The following is a 23,156-nucleotide window of genomic DNA, read 5'->3' as shown; positions in this document are numbered from 1 at the left end:
TAATAGACGAACCACTTTGACCAAAAGCAGAATATGGTCGAGAGTTATTTGTAATACTTTATAAAAAGAGCTAAATAGCGTTGTTTATAATATTTCATCCTTATCGACCATTATTTGTAAAAGTTATTACTTTAATTGTTTCATTTTCAAACTATGGTAAAATATCTTCGAAACAACAAAATAAAAACTCAATGGAGGAATTACAATGAAGAAAACATTATTATTTTTAACTGTTGCATTAATTTCATTAACTTTAAGCGCTTGTCAACCTGATACTACAGATTTAGATGAGCAAATTACTGAACTTACTTCAACAGTAGCTGATTTACAAGATGATTTAGCAACTGCTAATCAAAATTTAGCTAATGAACAAGATGATTTATCTGGTACTTACGTAGGTTATTCTTGGAAAGGTGAAGCATCTGGAACTTTATTAGAAGATGCAACACAAAAAGTTGAAACAACAATTACATTAGACGCTGACGGTATTGTTACTGATGCATCTGTATTATTTTGGAAACTAAAAGACGGTTCATGGTATACTCGTCAAGACGGTACATCACGTATATCTGTTGATGCAACTATCGAACCTATAGCAGCTACACCTGGTTCTAGTTATGCAAAAGGAACTTCTATGTTTACAATTGATACTCATGACTTTATGTCATTATATGCTGTCGAAGTATACGCTGATGGATCAGCTGTGTTCTTATTTGTAGATCCTACAACAAGATACCAATTTGAAATATCTTTACCTGTTGGTTATAATTATTCAACTTTACTAAGTGCTGTTACTGTTAATGGTGATGCTGGTGGATTTATTCCAACAGTTAGAACTTCTGGTTCAGGTGTTTTAAAACCAAGTTCATGGAGCCAACTAGATGGTAAAAATATGTTTAGTATTGCAGGGTACAATCATGTAATGAGTGATTATGGAGTATTTGAAGGAATCACTGCAGATTCAACTATGCAAGAATTACTAGAAGCAACTGGAGTTACTTTTACAACCACAGTTCCTGATGTATTCGCTTTAGATTATGGTAGACATTCAATCGGTGGATGGGAAGGTAATTATCAAGCAATAGAAGCATTCCTAATCGGTAAAGATGTTACTTCAGTAACTTCATTAGTTGATTGGTCTGTAACTAAATGGGGAGATTCTATTAACGAAGACAATTACTTTGGTATAGATTTAGTTGCTGGTTCAACAAAAACTGCTCAAGATTCATTTGATACAATTTCTGGTGCAACTGTAAGAATGTCAAGAGAAAGCACTTCATTCCAAAGAGCATTAGTTGCTGCTGGAATTCTTGATGAATCAGATGTTATTGTAGGAAGATTCTAGAACTATAGAAATCGGTATTTATTAGAGTGTAGGATATATAATGCGCTTATTTAGCGTTTACTACTCATATTAGATAACATGAGATATGCTCTAAAACTAGTTAGAATACCCTTGCCATAATAAAATTTAAATGATACAATAGCTTAGGTGATTTTATGCGAACAAAAAGACTTACATTACTAGCAATTATGTTATCTGTCAGTATTGTATTATCAATAGTAGAGTCTTTTATACCTGTCTTCATTCCTGGTGTAAAAATAGGGCTTGCAAATGTTGTAACACTAATTATTATGTACTTATATGGAGAGAAAGACGCATTTTTAGTATTAATCTTAAGAATCCTTCTAGTTGGAATACTTAGAGGTACAATCTTTAGCGTAACTTTCTACCTTTCATTATCTGGTGGACTCAGTGCATATCTTCTCATGTTTACTTTTAAGCAATTTCGAGTATTCAGCATGATTGGAGTAAGTATTATGGGTGCATTCGGGCATAGTGTCGGACAAATAGCAATGGCAATATTCCTTATTGAAAGAACAGAATTAATTTACTACTTACCATATATTTTAGTTCTTAGTGTAGCCACAGGAGTTCTAACTGGTATGATTGCAAATAGATCACTAGCAATCGTAAAAAAAGCAATTTAAAACCCGCTAATTTTAGCGGGTTTTTTTTATATTATTTTTTTGTTAGATCGAAATAGGCAATCCCTACTGTACCTACACCAGTATGACAGCCAATTACAGGAGTAATTGGTGCTTCATAGTATTTATAACCTGGGTAAGCTTTTTCCATTTCGTCTTTAATATATTGTAGTCCTTCTAAATTGTCTGATGTATCGTATGTTACAACGAAATCATCTATATTTGCTAGATCGGAAATAACTAAATCAACCATTTCTTTAAGAGCTTTCTTTTGAGTTCTTATTTTTTTAAACGGGACAATATGTCCTGTATCATCAACTTCTAGAATCGGCTTAATTTTCAACATACTTCCGATAAAACCAGCAGCGCCAGTAAGGCGTCCATTAGCAACGAAAAGTCTTAAATTATCAACCATAAAATATTGCTTACGATTAGTTCTTATAAATTCAATGTACTCAATAATTTCTTCTGTTGATTTATCTTCTTTAATTAGTCTTAAGATTTCTAAAGCAATCCAACCTTCACTGATAGCAGCGTTTCTTGAATCAATTACGTGAATTTTAACTTTTCCGTCGTAAGTAGATTGTACTCCAAGGCAAACATCATAAGTCGAACTCATACCTGAACCTATGGTAGTTACGAATACTTCATCATAACCTTTTTCTTCTAGTTCATCAATTAGTTCTAATAATTCACCTGGTGAAGGCATTGAAGATTGTGGGACTAATTTGTCATCCTCAAGTAATCTTTTATAGAATGCATCTGCAGTTATATCTATAAAGTCATTGTATGTGTCGTCCCCCATGATAATTTTCATTCTTAATATTCTTAAATTCTCTTCATTTAAGTCTAAGTAGTCTAAACATCCTGTTGAAGTTGCAATTACAGCTTTTTTACTCATCACTATCTCGCCTACTTTCTCTCTTATTTAAAAGGTTATATAGAACAGCTAATGGCCAAAATAAAACGGCTAATGCTGGTATTACGAACCAGATTACATCTGGTGCATACATTAAATTAATAAAAATTAATGCACCAATAATAATAGTTGCTGATACACTACTAAACATTAAATCATTTCTGTAATGTTTAATCGTTTTTAATCGTTTAGCCTTTTTTTCTTTTTTTTGCTCTTTTAGGAAATAGTCTTCCAGACTACCAAATTCTATTAACGTTTGATCTATAGCTACGTTTTCAGTTATTCCTGAGTCGATTAAGTCTTCTACTTTTTCTAATAGTTGCTCGATTACACCATCAATGATTTCGTCTCTATTTTGCTTGGGGATATCTTTAAATGTATTTCTTACAAAGTTTTCAATTCTGTTCATGGTTTAAGCCTCCAATAGTGTATTTAAGATTTCTTTTAGTTCGAGCCATTCCTGTTTTTTCTCATAGTAATATGCCCTTCCTAGTGAGGTAATCTTATAATACCTGCGTTTTTTCCCATGTGTTTTTTCCCCAACGTAAGACTCAATTAATTCTTTTTTCTCTAGACGACTTACAATACTGTAGAGTGTCGCTTCTTTTATGATAAATTTGTTATCAGTTCTTTTTTTAATACAGCTTGCTATTTCGTAACCATATCTATCTTGTTCAATGATAAGTTTTAAAATAACACTTTCTAAATGTCCTCTAATAACATCAGAATTCACCATAAAAACACCTCTACTTCTCTATATTTTTACTATATAATATAATATCAAAAATATAAGGTAAAGTAAAGGTGTATATTCGCTTAATACTTGTTTTTAAAGTAGGTACTAATATTTTTAAGTGATTGAAGTAAAACCTCATCTTGGTCTAAATTCATGTCTTTAATGACAGAATCTATCATCTCTTCATGAAACTCTTCGTGTACGGCAAGAGCTTCTACAGCTTTTTCAGTTAAAGCTATCAAGACTTTTCTTTTATCTTCTTCTTCACGATATCTAGTGCAATATCCCTTTTCTACTAATCTATTCATAGCTGTGGTTAAAGTCCCAACTGTCACTCTCATTCTTCGTGCTAAGTGAGTCATTGTTGGTTCCTCTGTTTTAACAATAGCTTCTAAGACATGAACTTCATTCATTGACAGTTTAACCCCTCTATTTCTTAAGGCTTCTGCCTCAATACTTAAGATATGATTAAATACTTCAACCAATAGCTCATTAATTACTTGCTTAGGTGTGTCCATCTAATACCTCCCTATTTAACTATATATCCTATTCCTACACACCCAGGTCCCGCATGTGCGCCAACTACTGGTGTTAAAGGATAGGCTTTTATTTCTTTTATATCTGGTCTTGCTTCTAGTATCTTTGATCTAATATATTCTACTCTTTCTTTTGCTTCTGCTTCAATCATAAAGACTTCAACATCTTTATCTCCAAGTTCTTCTAAGAACTTTTCTATTATACGTTCAGTAGCTTTTGAAAGGGTACGAATTTTTTCAATTGCTTCGACTCTACCATCTTTGGTAACTTCTAACATTGGTTTAATTTTTAACATACTTCCAAAAAATCCTGAAGCTCCACTTAAACGACCGTTTTTAACAAGGTATCTAAGAGTTTCAACACTGAACAATATACGATGATTATCTCGCAATTCCTCTAAATGTGCAACTATTTCTTCAGTTGTTTTTCCTTTTTGGACCATTTTAGCGGCATCTAATGCCATTCTTGCCTCTGGGAAACTAACAGTACCAGAATCAAAAACAGTTATTTTAGCATCATCAATCATATTAGCAGCAAGAACACAACCCTCATATGTTCCACTTAGTTTTTGAGAGACTGAAATCACGATTAGTTCATCGTAACCTTTTGCAATCATTTCCTTATATTGTTCTACGATAACACCAGTTGCAGCCTGGGCTGTAGTTGGGGTTAAACTGGGATCCTCTAATAACATTTTATAAAAGTCTCCGGCTTTAATATCTACGTAATCTGAGTATTCAGTATGTCCGACAAATAAAATAGATCTAATAACAGATATATCATACTTATGATCAATATAATCTATTCCAGAATTTCCACATACTAGTAAACCAATTTTTGACATAAACTCCTCCTAAATTTTGATTTGATATTCAAAGTATCTAAGAAAAGTGTATATCTTTTTGATTATTTTGTCAAATTTACTGCAGATTCTTAATATATTTATCCATATAAATACTAGCATCTTTACCAGCACCCATTGCTAAAATAACAGTTGCTGCTCCACTAACAACATCACCACCAGCAAAAACACCCGGTATCGACGTTTGAAAATCATTAACAACTATCCTACCCCACTTGTCTGTTTCTAAATCTAGAGTAGATTTTTTTAGAATTGGATTCGGCTTTTGCCCAATAGATATAATGCATGAGTCAATATCAAAAGTAATATAGTTCCCAGTTGGCATTGGACGTCTTCTACCTGAAGAATCCTTCTCACCTAGTTCCATAATTTCACATTTCACTCGTTTAACAATATAGTTTTCTCCAATAAATTCTACTGGGTTTCTAAGTAGTCTAAAATCTATATCTTCTTCTATTGCATGATGTATCTCTTCAAGTCTTGCAGGTAAACTTTCCATATCTCTACGGTATAAGATAAACACATTTTTTGCACCTAATCTTTTTGCTGTTCTAGCTGCATCCATTGCTACGTTACCACCACCGACCACTGCTACATTACTACCAATTTTTACAGGTGTAGGATTATGAGGAAAATCACGTGACTTCATAAGGTTAACTCTTGTGAGGAATTCATTAGCATAATAAACTCCACTGAAGTTCTCCCCTGCTATATTTAATGCACTTGGTAATCCTGCACCACTTCCTATAAATACTGCTTTATAGTCATAGTCTTCTTTTAGTTGGTCAATAGTTATTGATTTTCCTATTAGTACATTCTTTTCAAACTTAACACCTAAATCTTTAACCTTGTTAATCTCTTGTTCAACAATAGTCTTTGGTAATCTAAAATCAGGGATCCCATATTTTAGTACACCACCATATTCATGTAGTGCTTCATACACTGTAACATCATATCCTAGTCTTCTCATACTAGCGGCATTACTTATACCACTAGGACCACTACCTACAACTGCAATTTTAATACCATTATTAGATATTGTTTCTTCCTTAACGAGATCATTACTTAATGCATAATCGCCTAAATATCTTTCTAGTGCACCAATCGATACACTTTCACCTTTAACATTTAGGATACAAGCCCCTTCACACTGCTTTTCTTGAGGACAAACTCTACCACAAATAGCAGGTAAGATGTTGTCATTATACAGCGTAAAATAAGCATTTTCTATATCATTACTCAATATTTCTTTTATAAATTTCGGTATATCTATATGTACAGGACAAGCATCAACACATCGTGGATTTTTACAGTCCAAACAACGTGAAGCTTCAAGTTTTGACTCGTCTAGCGTGAATCCACATGCTACCTCTTCAAAATTAGATTGTCTTTTAACGCTATCTAAAACATTCATTTTTATTCTTGATTGCTTCATTTTAACTTCATCTCCAGATTGCAAATATGTTCCTCATCATGATAGTAGTTTTGTCTCGCTAAGAGTTCATCAAAATCAACTTCTTCACCAGGAAAGTCTGGTCCATCAACACATGCAAAAAATGTTTTACCACCGATAGATACTCTACAATTACCACACATACCAGTACCGTCAATCATTATAGGATTAAGAGAAACATCGGTCTTAAGATTGTGCTTTTTATTCAATTGGACAACGTACTTCATCATAATTAAAGGTCCAATTGCAATTGAATGGTCATAAGTCTCATGAGTCAAGAGTTCTGAGGCAATCTCAGTCACAAAACCTTTCTCACCAACAGAACCATCATCAGTGCAAAGGTAAACATTATCACAAATATCTCTAAATTTATCAGTTAGAATTAAGTACTCTTTCGACTTTGCACCTAACACCAAATCAATACTGACCCCTTCATTATGATATGCTTTTAATTGTGGATAAATAGGCGCGGCTCCTACCCCTCCTGCTATAGCAAGTATACGTTTAGAGCCTCTAATTTTGATAGCTTCTCCAAGAGGTCCTACTATATCAGAAATAGCATCTCCAACTTCCATAGATCCAAGAAGTCTAGTCGTATATCCAAGCTTTTGATATATAATTTCAACTGTTGTTTCATCATGATTTACAACAGTCAAAGGTATTCTTTCTCCGTCTTCGTCAACACGCAGAATAATGAAATGCCCTGGTTTACAATTTTTAGCAACCAATGGTGCTTCTATAGTCATTTGGTCAACTAGATTATTTATTTCTTTTTTCGCTAGTATTTTATACATCTCTACACCTTCTTTATAAGAAAAGTACACGAAAACGTACTATTCTTTATATATTATTATAACAAATTTGCTTTCTTTTTACCATCCAAGAATATAGAAAAAGAGACTATTATTGTCCCTTTTTAACGACAAATTTATTTGATCTCAACACTAATAGTAACGCAACGTATAGTACTGAAACTAAACCAGCCAATATCAAAAATGATATTTTATAAGATGAATATTTCGCAATAGCTCCTAATATAGGGAAAATTATGATCATAACTATACTAAATGCAAAACTACTAAAACTTAAAACTGTAGCTCTTTGCTCAGATGGTATTATTCTGTTAACGTAATCAGACAAAACTATATAAAGCAATGAATCCAAGAATCCTAAAAGAACAAATGGAACAAAAACGATTAAATCAACTTGGATAGCCCAAAATGAAACTACTAATAAAAGTGGTACGATATACAATAATAATTTCTCTTGAAATTTCTTCTCTAATCGTGATGCCAGGTATCCACCGAGTGCACCTGCCAAAGAATGAACTGCTAAAAGTATCCCAATTAGATATTCTGGATAATTTAGAGATTCTGATAGATAGAGTTGAAAATAAAAAAAGATAGAAGTTACTGGAGCAGCAAGTAAAGCTCCTAAAATTATCAAAAATGTTAGATTTTTATCATTAAATACAGTTTTTGTACTTCGTACAAAGTGTTCGTACACAAGATCATTGAAATTACTATGCTTTTTCACACTATTTTGTTTAGTTTCCTTCATTAGTAAAACAGGGATTAACGCCACAGTGAAGGCGATAAACACTACTAAAAAGTTTAGTTTATAGCTCATTAGAGCAAGATAACCACCAATGAGTAAGGCCAATGTGCTACTCAATTGAAAGATTATTTCCCTATTCCCGTTAATTTTCATGAATTTGTCTTGATCGTTAGTCATAACCAATGAATCATAAATCAATGCCTCACCACTACCAGATTCAAATGCATATGAAGCTCCACAAAAAATAAATGCTAAACCAATAAGTACTACATTATTGCCATAAACTATTAGAATGACATATACCAAATACAGTAAAACACCTATAATACGCGATTGTTTCCTACCAATCAAGTCTGCTAACATACCACTAGGTATCTCAAATAGCAAACTTGAGACATGGAATACACTTTCAAAGATCCCAATCTCAAGAGGATCAAAGCCTTTTAGGAGCAAGTATAAGAGCCATATTACGTTTGTAACATTGAAACTCCTAAGTCCAAGCTGAATATAGTCTAGAATTATGTTATTTTTATATTTTTTCATCGATACTTACCAATATTTCACCACAATGAGTGCAGTATTTGTCCTCTAATACATTATCATTGCCACATTCAATGCATTTAACAATGTGAAGACCTTGCTTCATTAGTGTTTCAATATCTAATTTCTTGTCTTTTCCAAATATTGCTAATGATGAAACCATTATGACCACAAAGACGCTGACCACTAAAGATGTACCACCAATTATTAGCAATATAATCGAGTTTTGATACATAGACAATACAATTACACCAATACTTGCTAAAATCGCTGAGAACCCAAATATTCGTGTATATCTCTCATTCATCTTAATCACCTTCAAATATTATGTTAATTTAATCGGTCAATAGTTTAGTTAACATTTTGATACATTTAAGGGCTATAGCTCTAATATGTATCAAAACGGCTCTATTCACACAATTCAAGGATTGTTTCCCCCTGATTACTTGTATATTTTCTTCTATTAATTCTACGAGATCTGATCCCGTTTGGACTTCTTAGTAATTCTTTTAACTTATCTCCACCATGATATCCATGAATTACAACAAGTTCAGTAACATTTTTATCTAGTTTTACTATAGTTCTTTCAATATACCTTCTTGCTTCTTCTACAGTGTATCCGTGTATATCAATTGTCTTCGTCATTATTACTCTCCATTTTAACTATGTCTAGATCAGCTTTTGTATACACTCTACGTCCATTCTTCTCCACAAAGTCATCAAGAATCTCGTTAATTACCTCTGGTTTGTCTTTAATACTATCTAATTTATCTAAATCTACGCCTTGTGTTAAAGGGCAAGTAGAGATACAAGTTCCACAATCTGTTCCAGATTTTAACCACATATCGTAGCATCTATTATCATGAAATTTATAGAATTGTCGACCATTTACATACCTTGGAAGATGCGTTATAGCCTTGGACGGACAATTACTCAAGCAAAGTGCACATCTCTTACAGAACTCAGTTAAGCCAAAATCGATAGGTTTATCATAATTAACTTCTAAATTTGTAAAGACAGCACCCAATCTTACGTTGTTTCCGTATTCTTTGGTAACAATATGATTACACATTCCTATTTGTCCTAGTCCAGCATCATGTGCTAATGGAACTAATGGTCCTAAGTAGAATTCTGAATTATTAAACATTGCCTTATATCCTAATTCTTTTAGATACATTGTTATTCTACTACCAACAGTTGCTACTTTTACATAAGCTTCTTCGGTAGCTAGTAGTTCTTCATATTGAGGACCTCTATTTATTTGCTCCTTATCCATTAGTACAGTAAAGACTATTGCTGTTTTATATTTTGGTAAAATCTTATTATTATATGTATCCATATTTAAAGCCTCTGACAACCCACCATGAGTAGAATAAAAAGAATAATCATTCAATTTGGTTATCCCTGCAGATGTAGCTCCATAATATTTAGCTATTTCCTTTAAATTAGACGAGAACTCAAGATTAATATCAACCCTATTTGGATTTACAGGTTTGCTCTCAGCCATATCAAAGATAGATTTTATGAAATATTTATTGTCTTTTGTCAATGGGAAAAAGAGTTCTTTAAAGCGATCGCTTTTACGAACATTATTTCTAAACGAAATACCTCTTTGCCTATCATCGTCTTTTTTTGCAGCTCTATTTTTATTATAAAAATCCTTATACTCTTTAGAGCCTTTTTTTAATCCTACTCTAGCGAATAGAACTTCTCTTTCGTCATATTTCTTCATAAAAATCACCCATTTAATTATAACATAAAAATAAGAGAATTAAATTAGCATTTAATTCTCTTATTTATTACATATCTAAGTATTCTTCAATTGCTTCGACATCTTTATCTCCTCGACCTGAAAGGTTTACTAAGATAATCTTATTTTTTGCTAATGTAGGCGCAAGTTTAACAGCATATGCTAATGCATGACTTGATTCTATTGCTGGAATGATTCCTTCTTCTCTAGATAGTTCTAAAAATGCTGCTACTGCCTCTTTATCTGTAGCACTCGTATACTGTACTCGATCTATTGATTCCAGGAAAGCGTGTTCCGGTCCTACTCCTGGATAGTCTAACCCTGCAGATATTGAATATACTGGACTAATGTTTCCATCATCATCAAGAACTACTTTTGTATTCATTCCATGAATAACTCCTTCTTTACCGAGAGTCATGGTAGCAGCGTGTTCTTTTGTATCCAAACCTTTCCCCGCAGCCTCTACACCAACGATTTTAACACCTTTATCGTTAATAAACTCAGTAAATAAACCAATTGCATTACTTCCCCCACCAACACAGGCAATGATTGTATCTGGTAGAATTCCTTCTTCTTTAAGTATTTGTTCTCTTGCTTCTTCACCAATAACTTTTTGAAAGTATTTCACCATAGTTGGGTATGGGTGTGGCCCTACTGCACTACCTAATAGGTAAAAAGTATCTTCGATTCTTTCAACCCATTTACCAATTGCATAATCAACAGCATCAGCTAATGTCTTAGTACCTTGTTCTACTCCTGTTACTTTAGCACCTAGCATTTCCATTCTAAATACATTTAGTTTTTGTCTCTCCATATCAATTGCACCTTGGAAGATTTCACACTCCATACCAAACATAGCTGCAGCTGTAGCTGTAGCTACACCATGTTGTCCTGCACCAGTTTCTGCAATTACTTTAGTCTTACCCATTCTCTTTGCTAATAGAATTTGTCCTATTGTGTTATTGATTTTGTGTGCTCCTGTATGATTTAAGTCTTCTCTTTTTAAGTAAATCTTAGCACCACCGTATTTCTTTGTTAAGTTTTCACAATAATAAATCGGACTTGGTCTTCCAACGAAGTTCTTTAAATAATATCTATATTCGACGTCAAATATTGGGTCTTCAATGGCTTCATTAAAAGCTCTTTCTACCTCGTTTAACGCTTCTATAACTGGTGGAGGTACAAATTGTCCACCAAATTTTCCAAATTCATAATTCATAATAATCTCTCCTTTAGTTTTTTAGTTTTATGTTATGTACTTGTATAATCACCTCTTCAAGGTCCCATAATAATCCTCCTTTTTATTGTATAAAAAAAGTCCTCTACACAAAATATTGTGTAGAGGACGTTATAAACGTGGTGCCACCTCATATTTAGTTCTATAAAGAACCCTTATTTAAGTACTATCATACTCTAGCTCTATAACGGGAGCTCCCGTGACACCCTACTATAATTCAGGTATCCTCTCATAGATCCATTCAGTTATTTAATTATTACTAGTTTCCACCAAACACTAGTTCTCTATAAATAAAATAATAACCTACTACTTCTATTCAATGATTTATTTAATTGTATTTTATAATCGATATTCTGTCAATACTCTTTTTACATTTTTATGCTTTTGAGGGGTCTAAATGGTATATATTTGTGTTTTAGATAGCTCTAAACAGTAAAAATCATTAAATTACATTCTTAAGATTTAGCTTGTCTTCAAAGTTTTCATCACGTATTTTTCTTAGTATTTTTAGTAGATCTTTGTTTACTTCGTAGTTTGTATTTTCAGTAAATCCTCCAGAATGATTTGATAAAACTACGTTATCCAATTCATGAATTGGATACTCTGAAGGCAATTGTGTTTCTTTACCTTTTGGATAGTTAAACCAAACATCTGATGCATAGCCTTTTAAGTTTCCATTTAACAATGCTTCATAAAGGTCTTTCTCATTACATATCTTACCTCTACCAACATTTACAAGAAACTTATGTTTCATTCTTGAAAATTTTTCTTTATCGAAGACTTCCTCAGTGGTTGAGTTAAGTGGTACTGATATAATTACAATATCAGATACTTGAATGAGGTTTGTTAGATTTTTAACCAGGTTTATATCACTCGGATAGTCTTTGTGTCGATCTATAGTATAGAAGTCACAACCAAGACTCTTCATTAGCTGATGCGAAATTTTACCTATTCTACCATATCCAAATAATCCAACACTTAAATTTTGAATACTTACCCATGGTAATCGTTCATCTGTATTACGAGAACCCCAATTTCCTTCTTTTAGTAAGTTATGATAAGTAACTGTGTTACCTAGAAGTGATAATGCAAGTGTTAAAGCCTTTTCAGCTACATACTTTGATCTTGTAGAAGTAATAAATAGCATTAATTCTTTATCTCTTAAGGCCTCTAAATCAATTCCATTATGTCCTGTATAAGGAATAACAATCCCTTTAAGATTGGGATTAAACTTAGTGTTGTTGTATTTCCCAGTTATTATGTAATTAGCTTTCTTTATATCTTCGACGATATCAATACTATCGATAGGGTTTTGCTTTAGGAATTCTTGAATCTTTTCGTGTTCAGCAAATACTTTCATATTAATACCTCCTAGAATAGTGAAACTTGTTCACTCTTAACGCTTTCAGACATACCTTCTATAATGTCTTTCATCTTATATACTATACCATATTTCTTACATAATGTCTCAAACTTATTTTGTAGCAATTTGTGATTTAAAGACGCACAAACATATGAATCTCCATATGTTTTTACATACCTATCAGTTAACTCAGGACCGATTTTATTAAAGAAGTACTGTCTTTGGTTATCTCTTAAAGTTACAGCCCACGAGGCAAAGATAAACTTTGCTCCAACTTCATGTGCTTTGGTAACTATTTGCTCAATGTTCGCTAATGTATCATTAATAAAGGGTAGAATAGGCATTAATGTGATTCCTGTATAGATTCCACTATTAACAAGGTCTTTTACCACTTCAAATCGTTCTGTGCTTGATGGTACATTTCGCTCGATTCTAGCTTGTAGTCTATCATCTGCAGTAGTTATCGTAATACAGATACAAACAGGTGAATGAACATTTATGTTTTGCAAGACATCAATATCTCGTAAAATCAGTTTACTTTTAGTAATTATATTAACTCCGAAGTGATATTTGTCCATCGATTTCAATGAGTTTCTAGTGTAGTTTAGGGTCTTCTCATAGCGATTATATGGGTCATTCATCCCTCCCATGGAAATTACTCCTTTTTTGCGTTTTGTAGAAAGTTCCAGGTCAACCATCAAGTCAGCTTCCTGCTTCGTCCTAATGGTGTCAAAATTTTTTATCTTATAACAACTACTTCTCGAGTCACAATATATGCATCCTTGGTCACATCCACGATAAATATTCAAGTTATGAGTTACACCAAACCAAGATTGACCACTATTTACAGAATGAACAATTTTCTTCGCTCTAATATATTCCATTTATAGAAATTCAGTCACTTTTTCTAGAGTTAAATACGGTGTTTCATTTATGATTCTTTCTCTGTATTTCTCAATATATTGTTTCCCCCAAGGTGAATCTACTAATTCCTCTCCTGCCATATGAATTACAACATACAATACGATTGTACGTAGCATTAGGAAATCGTTCAAATTTGATAAAAACGAAATATCTATTGAATTTTGCTTAAGGTATCCTTTAAAGAAAGGGGCTAACATTAGCGCTATTTCTTTATCTAGTGCATCACCTGATAGCTTTGAATTCATAAAACGATAGAATATCACTATAGCTATATCGCTTATGAAATGCTTATATGCCGCATCATCCCAATCAAAAAACATTAGTTCTCCGCCATATAAGTGCATATTCCCAAAATGAAGATCCGTGTGAATTAGGCCAAAATTATCGATATTTTTAGGTAACTTCTGAACTTTTTTAACTAATTTCTCGTATTTTTCGACCAATATTCGATCATTTTTACCTAATAATTTTCTTGATTTTTCAAGTAGTAATTCTTCATCCCAATCTATTCTTTTATGGATTGGTTTATACTTTTTTGTCAATTTATGTAATTTTCCTACTTCTTCTCCAAACATTTCATAAAACTCATTTGTCAGGTCTATTAACTTTATTTTTTCTCCTGGAGCTTTGACAAATACAGAGATTATGAAATAATCGTCTTGATTGATTTTAATTACTTCTAGCAAGTTATCATTTTCTGAATGGATAACAGTGGAAACACGTGCATTGTTTTTATCTAAGAAATCAATAAACTCTAATTCCGCAAATACTTGTTCTTTTGAGCGATGAGAACTATGAACAAACCTAAGAATGTAGTTTTCACCTTTTTTCTCATACTCATATACGAAATTTTCAAAGCCACCTATCTTCTTAATGGTGTCAAAAGGTGTATCGTATAATCTTGCTGATTCTCTTATAATGCCCTCTGTTAGTGCATTTTGAATGGCTATCTCCATAATTGCTCTCCTTTAAAAGTGTATAATCTAATTTTATCATATATGTTGTGCTATTAAAGTGATAATTTAATTTATTATGTCATAAAAAAAGAAGACTATTGGTATAGTCTTCTTTTGCTAATCTCTTTGATTTCTATAATATATAATGTCTTCTAACACCGCATTTGTCTTTGCGTTTATATAGTAAAACTTGTCGTTAGACATATCAAACTCGTTACCATATGCGCTCTCGAGGGTATTAAAAAGGTCACTATAATAGTTAAAACTAAAATATCCATCATTGATAAACTGCTCCAGATAGTCCTCATACAGGATTTGATACTCTTCAAACTCCAATATCTTGTCAACTAGAGGTGTGTAATCTGAATATGAAGAGAATCCACTACCTTCCCATTCATATATATCATTACCTAGTGTGTAATCTATAAAGACAGGGGAACCACTCCAACCTACACCCATAGAATGATCATAATCAAATGGGATAAATGTTAAATAGTCGCTTTCATCAAAATATAAGTAATAGTTATTAGCGTTACCACGGTAATCATCAGGATTACCTAGTAGAACGTTCACCGCAAGGGATCTAATAAACATATCTACGTCAAAATTGTCTTCTAAGTAGTTTTTCAAAGTAAGACCTGAATAGTTATCGAGATTCCGAGTGAAGTTAATAAGCGAGGAATAATCACTACTGTCTTGATTGGTCTCTTTACCATATGTAGGGCGATAATTACTTTTCCAATCTCTTATTCCTACACTATATAAGTTAGTTATAGGCTGTAAAGTACCTGGCCATATTACTTTGTATAAGTCTCCAACCTCTTTAGTAGGGGTATCTTGTAGGTGTTTCCTTATGAATTCTTCATCAATTACTTCTTGAGCAGTGTAGAGTTCAGTCATTTCAACTTCTCCATTTATCCTAATAATCAGTTTAGTAAGAGTAATATTAGGCATCGCTACACCAGCTTCTTGGAATAATCGATGGCTATATAGTTCATTAATATATGTTTGATCATTGTTTCTATTCCATTTAAAGGCTAGTTTCTCTAAATCAAAGACTTCTCTTGTTTTAAGCCAATCATATTCAGTTGTTCCAAATGTTGTATCAAATGTTTCATTAAACTTCATTACATAATGAATTGGAACAACAACTCCTTCAGAGTTTTCTGGGAGTCGTCTTGAATAGTTATTACCTTTTGATCTAATACCAACATCAGGTATGAAGATTAACTCTTCGTCTCCATAATAAGATACATCTGCTTTAACATATTCATTACTTTTATAGTTTCCAAACATATCATGATACTCATTCATCGAATCTAAGAGATGTTGCCATTCTGACCTATCAAAATCTAGGACAAAGGTGTGTTTGATACTATCATCGAATAGGTTTTGATAGTCTAAAGGCTTATCTCTGTCGCCTAAAGTGTAGTTGTTTTCCATTGCTTCTTCGATAGCTTTTATTCTATCTTCTTCTTGTCTTGCGTTTTCAATTAATATAAATTCTTCTTGTTTTATTATTTGTTCTTGGTAGTATTCTACCATCTTTTCTTGTGCTGCTATATAATCAACTTGTGCTTTTAGAATCTCTTCTTTTTGAGCACGTTGTTGAGCAAGGACATCAATAATCTCTAATTCACTTGGTAAGTTTAATAATAGTGATTCATCAGATAAAGAATCTAACCCAAATAGTACAGTTACTAAGGTTGCGATTATAAGAACTCGTCTTAGTACAAGATTAATCATTATTCTGAGATGTAATCTCCATTATGAGAAAGCAATACGATACTCTTCACAGATGCTATATCTTTAAGTCTATTAACCATTAGCGATTTATCCTCTTTAGATCTAACTTCTAAGGTTAAATCAAGCGAATTGTATTTAACAGTCTTATTTCTTAAAGTATATTTACCATAAATGGCACTTACTTCTGTTAAGATTGCTTCTTCATTTTCTGTAGAATTAGTACGAATTATTAAGAAGTACGATGAAACGAATACTTCTAAACTAATTAATGCAAATATAGCTAGTGCAATAATAACTGTACTAATGAATGCTACCAGGATTAAACCAGCACCTACTTGGATACCCAATCCCACAGCCCAAAACATAAATACTGTATCAAAAGGATTTTTCAAGGCAGTACGGAAACGTACAATAGATAGAGCCCCTACCATCCCTAGAGATAGAATAATATTTGATGCTACTGAGATAATGATAACACTAGTAACCATGGCGACAATTGGTAATCCAATTGCCAAACTACGGTTATAAACGGTAGTTTGGTAGCTTTTCTTATAAGTATATAAGATAAATAAGCTTAATAAAAATACTACGATGATATTGAATATTATTGATTCTAGTCTGATGTTCTGTGAATTATAAAGTTCTAAGATATCTTGGTTGATTAAATCTGAAAATGACATAATGCCCTCCTAAAGTATTATTTGATCATATCCTAAGAAGTACTTAGAATATGCTATTTGATTAGCTGCAATTGATTTTATTATTGTTTTTATTTCTTTGGGAATGAAGTGTTCATACTTTATTTCCATCATTAGCATGGTATCTTTCATTAATTTGATGTTTTCCCCCGAAATTTCTTTATCAAAACGGGAAACTTCTAGAGAGTGGTCAAATGTAATTCGAAAATTATCACTTTCATCACGATAAGCTTCTCTTTTATAGATAATATTACACTTTGGTTCAAGATTATTTCTAAAGAAATCAAGTGTATATAACCTAATCAACTTATCATCGAAGTGCTTCTCTAAAATATCTATATCATTATCAACGATAGCTTTAAACACCTCTTCATTAATAGGTGTTGATATTTTAATACTACTATTTCCTGTCTTTTTCTTTAATTCTAATTTCTTCATTGTTATATCGTCATAGTATCTAATACGGTACTTCTTATGTAATTCATTACCAAATGCTTTATCCTGAGCCCCTGAGAAGTAAATATCATCTAAATATATACTATTTACTTGGTACGATTCATTTGGACCATGTTGATCATGAATCAAAAGAGTTTTAATAGCCTCTCTTACTTTAAAATAATCGACGTAAGAGATTAGATACTTGTGTTCCTGGCGATGAACTTCCTTCATATTACCACCTCAAATTAATAATTGTATTATACACCGTTTTTCTTGTTTTTCCAAAACTGTTTAAGATAGTCTTGAAGATAAGTATTCTTTTTGACAGTTTTATAATGATTCCAGTTTTTAGGGTACAGACTCTTATATTTACGATGAGAATATCTATCATCAAACAATATTCCAATCCCTATATCTTGTTCTGTCCTAATAACCCTACCAATTGCTTGAATAACTTTGTTCATTCCTGGATAGGTATATGCATAATCAAATCCTTCATCAAATTCATCATCAAAATAGTTTCTCAAGATTTCATTATACTTATTGAATTGAGGTAACGCTACACCAACTACTAATACCCCACTTAATTTGTCACCAATATAATCGACACCTTCACTAAAACTCCCACCTAGTACAAAGAATCCAATTTTTGATACCTCTCCGACGGTATCAAAAGCGTCTAACATCTTCTGTCTAGCTCTAAATGACATATTTCTTGATTGGACTAGCACATTGTAATCTTCGCTCTCGAAGTGCTCTAAAACATTATTTAGATACTGGTAAGAGGGAAAGAAAACAATATAGTTCCCAATTTTGGTTTCTAACATTGCATATATACTGTCAATGATTCCATTAACACTTCGGTCTCGATCTCGGTATCTTGTAGATGTAGATTCATCAACATATAATCCTAAATTATTTTGTTTAAACGGAGAAGGGATTTGAATACTCTTTCCATTTCCATTTGTAATAAGTTTCACATAGTAATCAATAGGTTCCAAAGTAGCACTGAAGAAAATTGTTCCTTTAGCTCTACGTTCAAGAACATCTAATATGTACTTAGATGCATCTAAGCATCTTTGAGAAACAACAATGTCTTCTCCTATCACTTCAACCACATACTTATAGCTAAGTGAATAGTAATCAGTTATCCTTAAAAACTGGGTTAGCTCAAAATAGCCATCCAGGACTTTATCTCGGTCCTTAAACCTCTTATTCTCAACCAGGATTTGATCCAATTTATTAACTATTCTTTCAATTAACTTAATTAAATCTTCATCTAATTCATCTTGATAGTAGAATTGCGCTTTGATTATGTCATTTACTTCAACAAATTCATCAATATATTTTATTAACTTGTTAATTTGAGTTTTAACTGCGGGTTTCACCTTGTTAGAACTCTTTCTTAACTCGAATAACGTCGATTTTCTGATAAAACTCGAGTACATTGAACGAGATCGGTCAACCATATTGTGAGCCTCGTCAATTAAAAGGATAGGATTATAGTAATCTTCATCAAAATATCTAATTAAATGTGTTCTTGGATCAAAAGCATAATTATAATCACAGATAATTACATCTGAATAGTTTGAAATTGCTAAGCTAAACTCGTGGGGACATATTGTATGATACTCTCCATATTGCTTAATTAAGTCCATTTCATATACATCCTGGTGAACAAAGATATCATTCAAGCCTTCATTTAAGCGATCAAAGAATCCTTTCGCATAAGGACAAATATCAGGATCACAATCTACTTTATCCATTAAACACATACTCTCTTTAGAGTTAACTACTACAGTTTTACAGACTAATCCCTTTTCTTTTAGTAAATTTACCGTGTCTACAACGATTTTCTTACCAGCATTCTTAGCTGTTAAGTAAAATACTTTGTCTTTTTCATTTTTTATAGCTTTTAAACTAGAAAATAACGACGCTATTGTTTTTCCAATACCTGTAGGGGCAATACTATATAGAATATCTCCCTTAATTAAGGTTTGATAAACAGCACCCATAAATTTGTATTGTCCTTCTCTGTAATCATCGAAAGGAAATGATAAACCTTCTAAAGATTTTAACTTATTTCTTTGATGTTCATCAAAGATTTCAAGCCAATTCGTATATTCTTCGATTGTTTTCTCGAAAAAGCGCTTTAGTTGGCTGTAATTATATCTTTTTGTAAATGATTTAGTCTTGTATTCGTTCACTGTTACATAGGTCAAACGCACAGAAATGGATCTCATTTCCTCTTTTGTCATATACATATATGCATACATTTTTGCTTGTGCTAAATGTTCAGGTCTTGTATTGATTTCCATTAGATTCAAATCTGTTAAAGTACTTTTTATTTCTTCAATTATGTACTTATGATTCTCTTTTAATAGCCCATCCATTCTTCCAGTAACATGAATACTATATTTACCAGTATCATAAAGGGTTTCTACCTTTACTTCTTTACGATCTTCTTCATTATATTGGGACTGCAAAAAAGTATGCGCTTCAATTCCTTGCTTCGCACGCTTATTTGATTTGAATTCACTTGTTAAATCTCCGCCTGAGTAAATAAACTGAACAATTTCTTTGGCAGTGATATTGATTTGTTTCATAATATCACCATTTACTTTATTGTTTTTGTAATGTAATTATATTTTTATGGTTATTTGATATCTCTATTAAGTTATATCTACCTTTTAAGTAATTAAAGGTATTATCATTAAAGAAAGATATGTGAGTGGGATCTCTGCGATACCACCATGTTGTGAAGCCTTCTACATCCATAGTTCTAAAGTTAGTCATTATTACTAAGTATCCTTGATCATTTAGTAATGACAATAGGTGTTCTATTTCCTTGATCGGATTTACAAAATGTTCGATAGCTTCTGTGGTTGTAATTAGATCATACATATTATTTTGGTAAGCTAAATCCTTACTAAAAAATGGGTCGTAGATAGCAACATTGTATCCATCTCTATCTAATATCTTTTTTAGCATTGGATAGGGTCCAGAGCCAAAATCTAAAATGTTTTTTACCTTTTTGAGAGGTCTAACGTGTAAATCTATTAAATTGTTAAACATATTCATATACCCAATATTACCTTCATCATCGTTCTTGTGAGTTGCGTATCTTCCTTGTTCTTCATCAGGTGTCAAAAGGAAAGATTCTTGTTTAGAAATAAAGTCACATTTATGACAAACGTCATATGTGACTTTTAGTTGTTTATCGAATAATTCGTCTGTAGGACTATTACAGATTTTACAGAGACTAATTTCTTTTACCATCTTGTTCATGAATTATTTGATCAATAATGATTACGATAAATAGGTATAATTCTGTATTTAGTTCATCTTCGACACTTATTTCATAAGTATCACCCCATGAAATGTATTTCTTTTGGATAGAAGCTACTTCTTGTCCACCTCTAAATATACCAAAGCTATGTCCAAAGAAACTTCCATCAACTTGAAGTTCCTCATTACCAACAGTAACAACAAATTTAGGTTTAATTGAAAATTTCTTTTGAATTGTAGCTAAATGGTCGTTGTGCGGTGTATAAATATCATAACGTGGAAACAATTTAAATAGTTTCTTTTGCGAGTTTAGTACCTGAGACCCATTCATATTCAATAACTGTAGTTTGTTTTGAATACTAAAGAACTTGCCTTCCACTGTATAAAGTTCTCGTTGAGTTTCATCCATAATACTGAACTTATCTCTTAAAGAGAATACTTTCTGTTTAATATAGAATCTCATAATTTCCTCCTAATTGATAATAGCTTTAATTCTTACTGCTTGCGCTAACAAGAATAATGACAATGGTGTTAAAAATCCACCTTCTAGTGAAGTTATTTTAAAATATCTCTTACCTTTGATCCTATTCACTTCTAATGTGGCTATTATTCTTCTTTTATCATATACTTGATATTTGATTTTCCAGAATGCTGATTTAACAAAGTAGTACTTGTCAGCTTCTATGATTGAGTGAATTATTTTAACTCCAGCGCTAATTTTAGCGACTTGGTTTCCACCTTCGTCATAGATAATGTACTTTGGTTTGAATTTAAGAGGATTAGTTTTAACTAAATACTTCTTAGAATCTAAATTATACATACATGAAATATTATAATCAGAATTTTGCTTATGATATTTGATTTCTCCTATTTCCTCAAACTCATCATTATAGATTAATAAGTCTTTACGGCTTAAAACGTTACGGCATTCGATAAAATAATTCATTAAATCACTCCTACTTCAATAAGATTTTTAGTTCTTGAACGAAATCATTTTGGAGAGTTAGATTTTTCTTTGCCCAACGAGAAAGGACGTTCTTAACAACATCATCTTTAACGTGGAAATACTTAAAGAAAGTATGTTTTCTCTCAGGTAAGTATTCAAATCTTGTGTTAAATCTAGTATTAATAAAGTCTTTGTCTGCATACAGTTCAATTACATCTCTTTGTAATGAACCTTTTTTATGTGTATCACCATCTGTAACAACGATGGTTTCAAAACCTTCTTTTTTTAATTGTTCTTTTACAAAACTAATATTTCCACTACCACCACAAGGGATAACAGTGTACTTATTCTGAAGGTCTAAAAGTTGTAATGCTTTTTCAAACCAATTGACGTCATATTTACCTTCAACAAGCAAATACTTTTTATTATGTTCTTTGAAAGTTCTCTTCTTAATGGTGTCTAAATCGTCAATTTTGTCACCTTTATATAGTGCGGAGACGTAATAATTATAATTCTTCACTATATCTTTATCATTCGTTGTAAAGATTGTTTGATAAGAGAATTTAGTAAATTCATTTAGTGATTTTACATCAAAATTAACTTCAAAATTATCAATACCGATAATCAAATGTTGATATGTAACATTTGATATTAGTCTTGAATAATCTTCTTTTGTGAACCGTACATCATCGGTAATACTCATTTCATATTTAGTTGAGACATTAAATATCTTGTAGTTACTGTTTCCAATGGTACCATCTATATAATCAGACACTTTAAAGATTAACGATTGTTCTTCAGGTGGTACTTTCTTTGTCATGTTAATCGTAAGTAGATCATTCAGCATAGTATGATTATTGATATTTTTAGGTATATATAAATATTTTATATGATTTATCTCAAATATATTACCAATACACTTTGTAAAGTTTACTTCATAAAGTGGTGGGGAATATACTTTTCGGTATCTTTCATCGTTAAGATTGATTTCAATCACGACATCTCTTTTATTATCGATGATGAATTCCCGATTGAGAGCACTGTTAAAAAACAGGTCCAATGCTTCTAATACAGTTGTTTTACCAGAGTTGTTAGACCCGATTAAGAGTGTATTTTTATCTAGTGGGATATTTTCTCTTGAAAATGCTTTATAGTTTTTAATAAAAATATGCTCAATCATCCATATCACTACCTTCTTACTTAATTATAGCATAAAA

25 protein-coding genes and 1 other annotated feature are annotated in these 23,156 nt (G+C 31.9%); of the genes, 2 read left to right on the top strand and 23 right to left on the bottom strand.

Annotated elements, in window-relative coordinates; translation table 11 throughout:
* Positions 1 to 205 precede the first annotated feature (205 nt).
* On the top strand, positions 206 to 1,345 hold the full coding sequence (locus KQ51_RS03935; protein ID WP_038469163.1) for a hypothetical protein: 1,140 nt from the start codon (positions 206 to 208) through the stop codon (positions 1,343 to 1,345).
* A 155-nt stretch (positions 1,346 to 1,500) separates the two neighbouring features.
* Positions 1,501 to 1,992: a Gx transporter family protein gene (locus KQ51_RS03930; protein WP_038469160.1), complete on the top strand. Its 492-nt coding sequence runs from the start codon at positions 1,501 to 1,503 to the stop codon at positions 1,990 to 1,992.
* 31 nt (positions 1,993 to 2,023) lie between these two features.
* Here KQ51_RS03930 and KQ51_RS03925 read toward each other — a convergent pair whose 3' ends face one another.
* From KQ51_RS03925 to KQ51_RS03815, 23 genes are all read right to left on the bottom strand, one after another.
* On the bottom strand, positions 2,024 to 2,890 hold the full coding sequence (locus KQ51_RS03925) for a DegV family protein (protein ID WP_038469157.1): 867 nt from the start codon (positions 2,888 to 2,890) through the stop codon (positions 2,024 to 2,026).
* Positions 2,883 to 3,317, bottom strand: a complete 435-nt coding sequence (locus KQ51_RS03920; protein ID WP_038469154.1) for a hypothetical protein — start codon at positions 3,315 to 3,317, stop codon at positions 2,883 to 2,885. Before KQ51_RS03920 ends, KQ51_RS03925 begins: the two co-directional genes overlap by 8 nt.
* 3 nt (positions 3,318 to 3,320) lie before the next feature.
* On the bottom strand, positions 3,321 to 3,644 hold the full coding sequence (locus KQ51_RS03915) for a PadR family transcriptional regulator (RefSeq protein ID WP_038469151.1): 324 nt from the start codon (positions 3,642 to 3,644) through the stop codon (positions 3,321 to 3,323).
* Between the two features lie 80 nt (positions 3,645 to 3,724).
* Positions 3,725 to 4,162, bottom strand: a complete 438-nt coding sequence (locus KQ51_RS03910; protein WP_038469149.1) for a MarR family winged helix-turn-helix transcriptional regulator — start codon at positions 4,160 to 4,162, stop codon at positions 3,725 to 3,727.
* 11 nt (positions 4,163 to 4,173) lie between these two features.
* Entirely contained in the window at positions 4,174 to 5,025 is an 852-nt protein-coding gene (locus tag KQ51_RS03905) for a DegV family protein (RefSeq protein ID WP_038469146.1), read from the bottom strand.
* A gap of 76 nt (positions 5,026 to 5,101) precedes the next feature.
* Positions 5,102 to 6,478: an NADPH-dependent glutamate synthase gene (gene gltA / locus KQ51_RS03900; protein ID WP_052609454.1), complete on the bottom strand. Its 1,377-nt coding sequence runs from the start codon at positions 6,476 to 6,478 to the stop codon at positions 5,102 to 5,104.
* Positions 6,475 to 7,290 (bottom strand): sulfide/dihydroorotate dehydrogenase-like FAD/NAD-binding protein, encoded by an 816-nt coding sequence (locus KQ51_RS03895; RefSeq protein WP_038469144.1) that lies wholly within the window; start codon positions 7,288 to 7,290, stop codon positions 6,475 to 6,477. The genes gltA and KQ51_RS03895 overlap by 4 nt, the downstream gene beginning before the upstream one ends.
* 109 nt (positions 7,291 to 7,399) lie before the next feature.
* Entirely contained in the window at positions 7,400 to 8,596 is a 1,197-nt protein-coding gene (locus tag KQ51_RS03890; protein ID WP_038469142.1) for an MFS transporter, read from the bottom strand.
* Complete coding sequence (locus KQ51_RS03885; protein ID WP_038469139.1) at positions 8,583 to 8,900, bottom strand: zinc ribbon domain-containing protein; 318 nt, start codon at positions 8,898 to 8,900, stop codon at positions 8,583 to 8,585. Before KQ51_RS03885 ends, KQ51_RS03890 begins: the two co-directional genes overlap by 14 nt.
* 101 nt (positions 8,901 to 9,001) lie before the next feature.
* Complete coding sequence (locus KQ51_RS03880; protein ID WP_038469135.1) at positions 9,002 to 9,238, bottom strand: Smr/MutS family protein; 237 nt, start codon at positions 9,236 to 9,238, stop codon at positions 9,002 to 9,004.
* Complete coding sequence (locus KQ51_RS03875; RefSeq protein ID WP_038469133.1) at positions 9,222 to 10,325, bottom strand: 4Fe-4S dicluster domain-containing protein; 1,104 nt, start codon at positions 10,323 to 10,325, stop codon at positions 9,222 to 9,224. The genes KQ51_RS03880 and KQ51_RS03875 overlap by 17 nt, the downstream gene beginning before the upstream one ends.
* 67 nt (positions 10,326 to 10,392) lie before the next feature.
* Entirely contained in the window at positions 10,393 to 11,562 is a 1,170-nt protein-coding gene (gene trpB, locus KQ51_RS03870; protein ID WP_038469130.1) for a tryptophan synthase subunit beta, read from the bottom strand.
* A gap of 119 nt (positions 11,563 to 11,681) precedes the next feature.
* Positions 11,682 to 11,909, bottom strand: a binding site (T-box leader).
* 113 nt (positions 11,910 to 12,022) lie between these two features.
* Positions 12,023 to 12,940, bottom strand: coding sequence for an NAD(P)-dependent oxidoreductase (locus KQ51_RS03865; RefSeq protein WP_052609154.1), 918 nt, complete (start codon positions 12,938 to 12,940; stop codon positions 12,023 to 12,025).
* An 11-nt stretch (positions 12,941 to 12,951) separates the two neighbouring features.
* On the bottom strand, positions 12,952 to 13,827 hold the full coding sequence (locus KQ51_RS03860; protein ID WP_038469126.1) for a radical SAM protein: 876 nt from the start codon (positions 13,825 to 13,827) through the stop codon (positions 12,952 to 12,954).
* A complete protein-coding gene (locus KQ51_RS03855; protein WP_038469123.1) occupies positions 13,828 to 14,823 on the bottom strand; it encodes a phosphotransferase enzyme family protein in 996 nt (331 codons plus the stop codon).
* 117 nt (positions 14,824 to 14,940) lie between these two features.
* Positions 14,941 to 16,569: a CotH kinase family protein gene (locus KQ51_RS03850; protein WP_038469120.1), complete on the bottom strand. Its 1,629-nt coding sequence runs from the start codon at positions 16,567 to 16,569 to the stop codon at positions 14,941 to 14,943.
* Positions 16,569 to 17,249 carry an MgtC/SapB family protein gene (locus KQ51_RS03845; RefSeq protein WP_038469117.1) on the bottom strand — a complete coding sequence of 227 codons (681 nt, stop codon included), beginning with the start codon at positions 17,247 to 17,249 and terminating at the stop codon, positions 16,569 to 16,571. Before KQ51_RS03845 ends, KQ51_RS03850 begins: the two co-directional genes overlap by 1 nt.
* Before the next feature lie 9 nt (positions 17,250 to 17,258).
* A complete protein-coding gene (locus tag KQ51_RS03840) occupies positions 17,259 to 17,936 on the bottom strand; it encodes a polyphosphate polymerase domain-containing protein (RefSeq protein ID WP_038469114.1) in 678 nt (225 codons plus the stop codon).
* 26 nt (positions 17,937 to 17,962) lie between these two features.
* Positions 17,963 to 20,311 carry a helicase C-terminal domain-containing protein gene (locus KQ51_RS03835; RefSeq protein WP_052609152.1) on the bottom strand — a complete coding sequence of 783 codons (2,349 nt, stop codon included), beginning with the start codon at positions 20,309 to 20,311 and terminating at the stop codon, positions 17,963 to 17,965.
* 16 nt (positions 20,312 to 20,327) lie between these two features.
* On the bottom strand, positions 20,328 to 20,984 hold the full coding sequence (locus KQ51_RS03830; RefSeq protein WP_052609150.1) for a class I SAM-dependent methyltransferase: 657 nt from the start codon (positions 20,982 to 20,984) through the stop codon (positions 20,328 to 20,330).
* A complete protein-coding gene (locus KQ51_RS03825) occupies positions 20,968 to 21,456 on the bottom strand; it encodes an LURP-one-related/scramblase family protein (protein ID WP_038469111.1) in 489 nt (162 codons plus the stop codon). The genes KQ51_RS03830 and KQ51_RS03825 overlap by 17 nt, the downstream gene beginning before the upstream one ends.
* Before the next feature lie 9 nt (positions 21,457 to 21,465).
* Positions 21,466 to 21,939 (bottom strand): hypothetical protein, encoded by a 474-nt coding sequence (locus KQ51_RS03820; protein WP_038469109.1) that lies wholly within the window; start codon positions 21,937 to 21,939, stop codon positions 21,466 to 21,468.
* A gap of 10 nt (positions 21,940 to 21,949) precedes the next feature.
* Complete coding sequence (locus KQ51_RS03815) at positions 21,950 to 23,119, bottom strand: ATP-dependent nuclease (protein ID WP_038469106.1); 1,170 nt, start codon at positions 23,117 to 23,119, stop codon at positions 21,950 to 21,952.
* Positions 23,120 to 23,156: the final 37 nt, after the last annotated feature.

This window comes from Candidatus Izimaplasma bacterium HR1, assembly GCA_000755705.1.
In the GTDB taxonomy this organism is placed as follows: Bacteria; Bacillota_I; Bacilli_A; order Izemoplasmatales; family Izemoplasmataceae; genus Xianfuyuplasma.
Note: the sequence above shows the minus strand (reverse complement) of the source record. Positions and strands in the feature narration are given on the sequence as shown.

Bases quoted from the DNA above. Each gene is read 5' to 3' on its own strand.
- KQ51_RS03935 (WP_038469163.1), top strand. From the start codon at position 206: ATGAAGAAAACATTATTATTTTTAACTGTTGCATTAATTTCATTAACT.
- KQ51_RS03930 (WP_038469160.1), top strand. From the start codon at position 1,501: ATGCGAACAAAAAGACTTACATTACTAGCAATTATGTTATCTGTCAGT.
- KQ51_RS03925 (WP_038469157.1), bottom strand. From the start codon at position 2,890: ATGAGTAAAAAAGCTGTAATTGCAACTTCAACAGGATGTTTAGACTAC.
- KQ51_RS03920 (WP_038469154.1), bottom strand. From the start codon at position 3,317: ATGAACAGAATTGAAAACTTTGTAAGAAATACATTTAAAGATATCCCC.
- KQ51_RS03915 (WP_038469151.1), bottom strand. From the start codon at position 3,644: ATGGTGAATTCTGATGTTATTAGAGGACATTTAGAAAGTGTTATTTTA.
- KQ51_RS03910 (WP_038469149.1), bottom strand. From the start codon at position 4,162: ATGGACACACCTAAGCAAGTAATTAATGAGCTATTGGTTGAAGTATTT.
- KQ51_RS03905 (WP_038469146.1), bottom strand. From the start codon at position 5,025: ATGTCAAAAATTGGTTTACTAGTATGTGGAAATTCTGGAATAGATTAT.
- gltA (WP_052609454.1), bottom strand. From the start codon at position 6,478: ATGAAGCAATCAAGAATAAAAATGAATGTTTTAGATAGCGTTAAAAGA.
- KQ51_RS03895 (WP_038469144.1), bottom strand. From the start codon at position 7,290: ATGTATAAAATACTAGCGAAAAAAGAAATAAATAATCTAGTTGACCAA.
- KQ51_RS03890 (WP_038469142.1), bottom strand. From the start codon at position 8,596: ATGAAAAAATATAAAAATAACATAATTCTAGACTATATTCAGCTTGGA.
- KQ51_RS03885 (WP_038469139.1), bottom strand. From the start codon at position 8,900: ATGAATGAGAGATATACACGAATATTTGGGTTCTCAGCGATTTTAGCA.
- KQ51_RS03880 (WP_038469135.1), bottom strand. From the start codon at position 9,238: ATGACGAAGACAATTGATATACACGGATACACTGTAGAAGAAGCAAGA.
- KQ51_RS03875 (WP_038469133.1), bottom strand. From the start codon at position 10,325: ATGAAGAAATATGACGAAAGAGAAGTTCTATTCGCTAGAGTAGGATTA.
- trpB (WP_038469130.1), bottom strand. From the start codon at position 11,562: ATGAATTATGAATTTGGAAAATTTGGTGGACAATTTGTACCTCCACCA.
- KQ51_RS03865 (WP_052609154.1), bottom strand. From the start codon at position 12,940: ATGAAAGTATTTGCTGAACACGAAAAGATTCAAGAATTCCTAAAGCAA.
- KQ51_RS03860 (WP_038469126.1), bottom strand. From the start codon at position 13,827: ATGGAATATATTAGAGCGAAGAAAATTGTTCATTCTGTAAATAGTGGT.
- KQ51_RS03855 (WP_038469123.1), bottom strand. From the start codon at position 14,823: ATGGAGATAGCCATTCAAAATGCACTAACAGAGGGCATTATAAGAGAA.
- KQ51_RS03850 (WP_038469120.1), bottom strand. From the start codon at position 16,569: ATGATTAATCTTGTACTAAGACGAGTTCTTATAATCGCAACCTTAGTA.
- KQ51_RS03845 (WP_038469117.1), bottom strand. From the start codon at position 17,249: ATGTCATTTTCAGATTTAATCAACCAAGATATCTTAGAACTTTATAAT.
- KQ51_RS03840 (WP_038469114.1), bottom strand. From the start codon at position 17,936: ATGAAGGAAGTTCATCGCCAGGAACACAAGTATCTAATCTCTTACGTC.
- KQ51_RS03835 (WP_052609152.1), bottom strand. From the start codon at position 20,311: ATGAAACAAATCAATATCACTGCCAAAGAAATTGTTCAGTTTATTTAC.
- KQ51_RS03830 (WP_052609150.1), bottom strand. From the start codon at position 20,984: ATGGTAAAAGAAATTAGTCTCTGTAAAATCTGTAATAGTCCTACAGAC.
- KQ51_RS03825 (WP_038469111.1), bottom strand. From the start codon at position 21,456: ATGAGATTCTATATTAAACAGAAAGTATTCTCTTTAAGAGATAAGTTC.
- KQ51_RS03820 (WP_038469109.1), bottom strand. From the start codon at position 21,939: ATGAATTATTTTATCGAATGCCGTAACGTTTTAAGCCGTAAAGACTTA.
- KQ51_RS03815 (WP_038469106.1), bottom strand. From the start codon at position 23,119: ATGATTGAGCATATTTTTATTAAAAACTATAAAGCATTTTCAAGAGAA.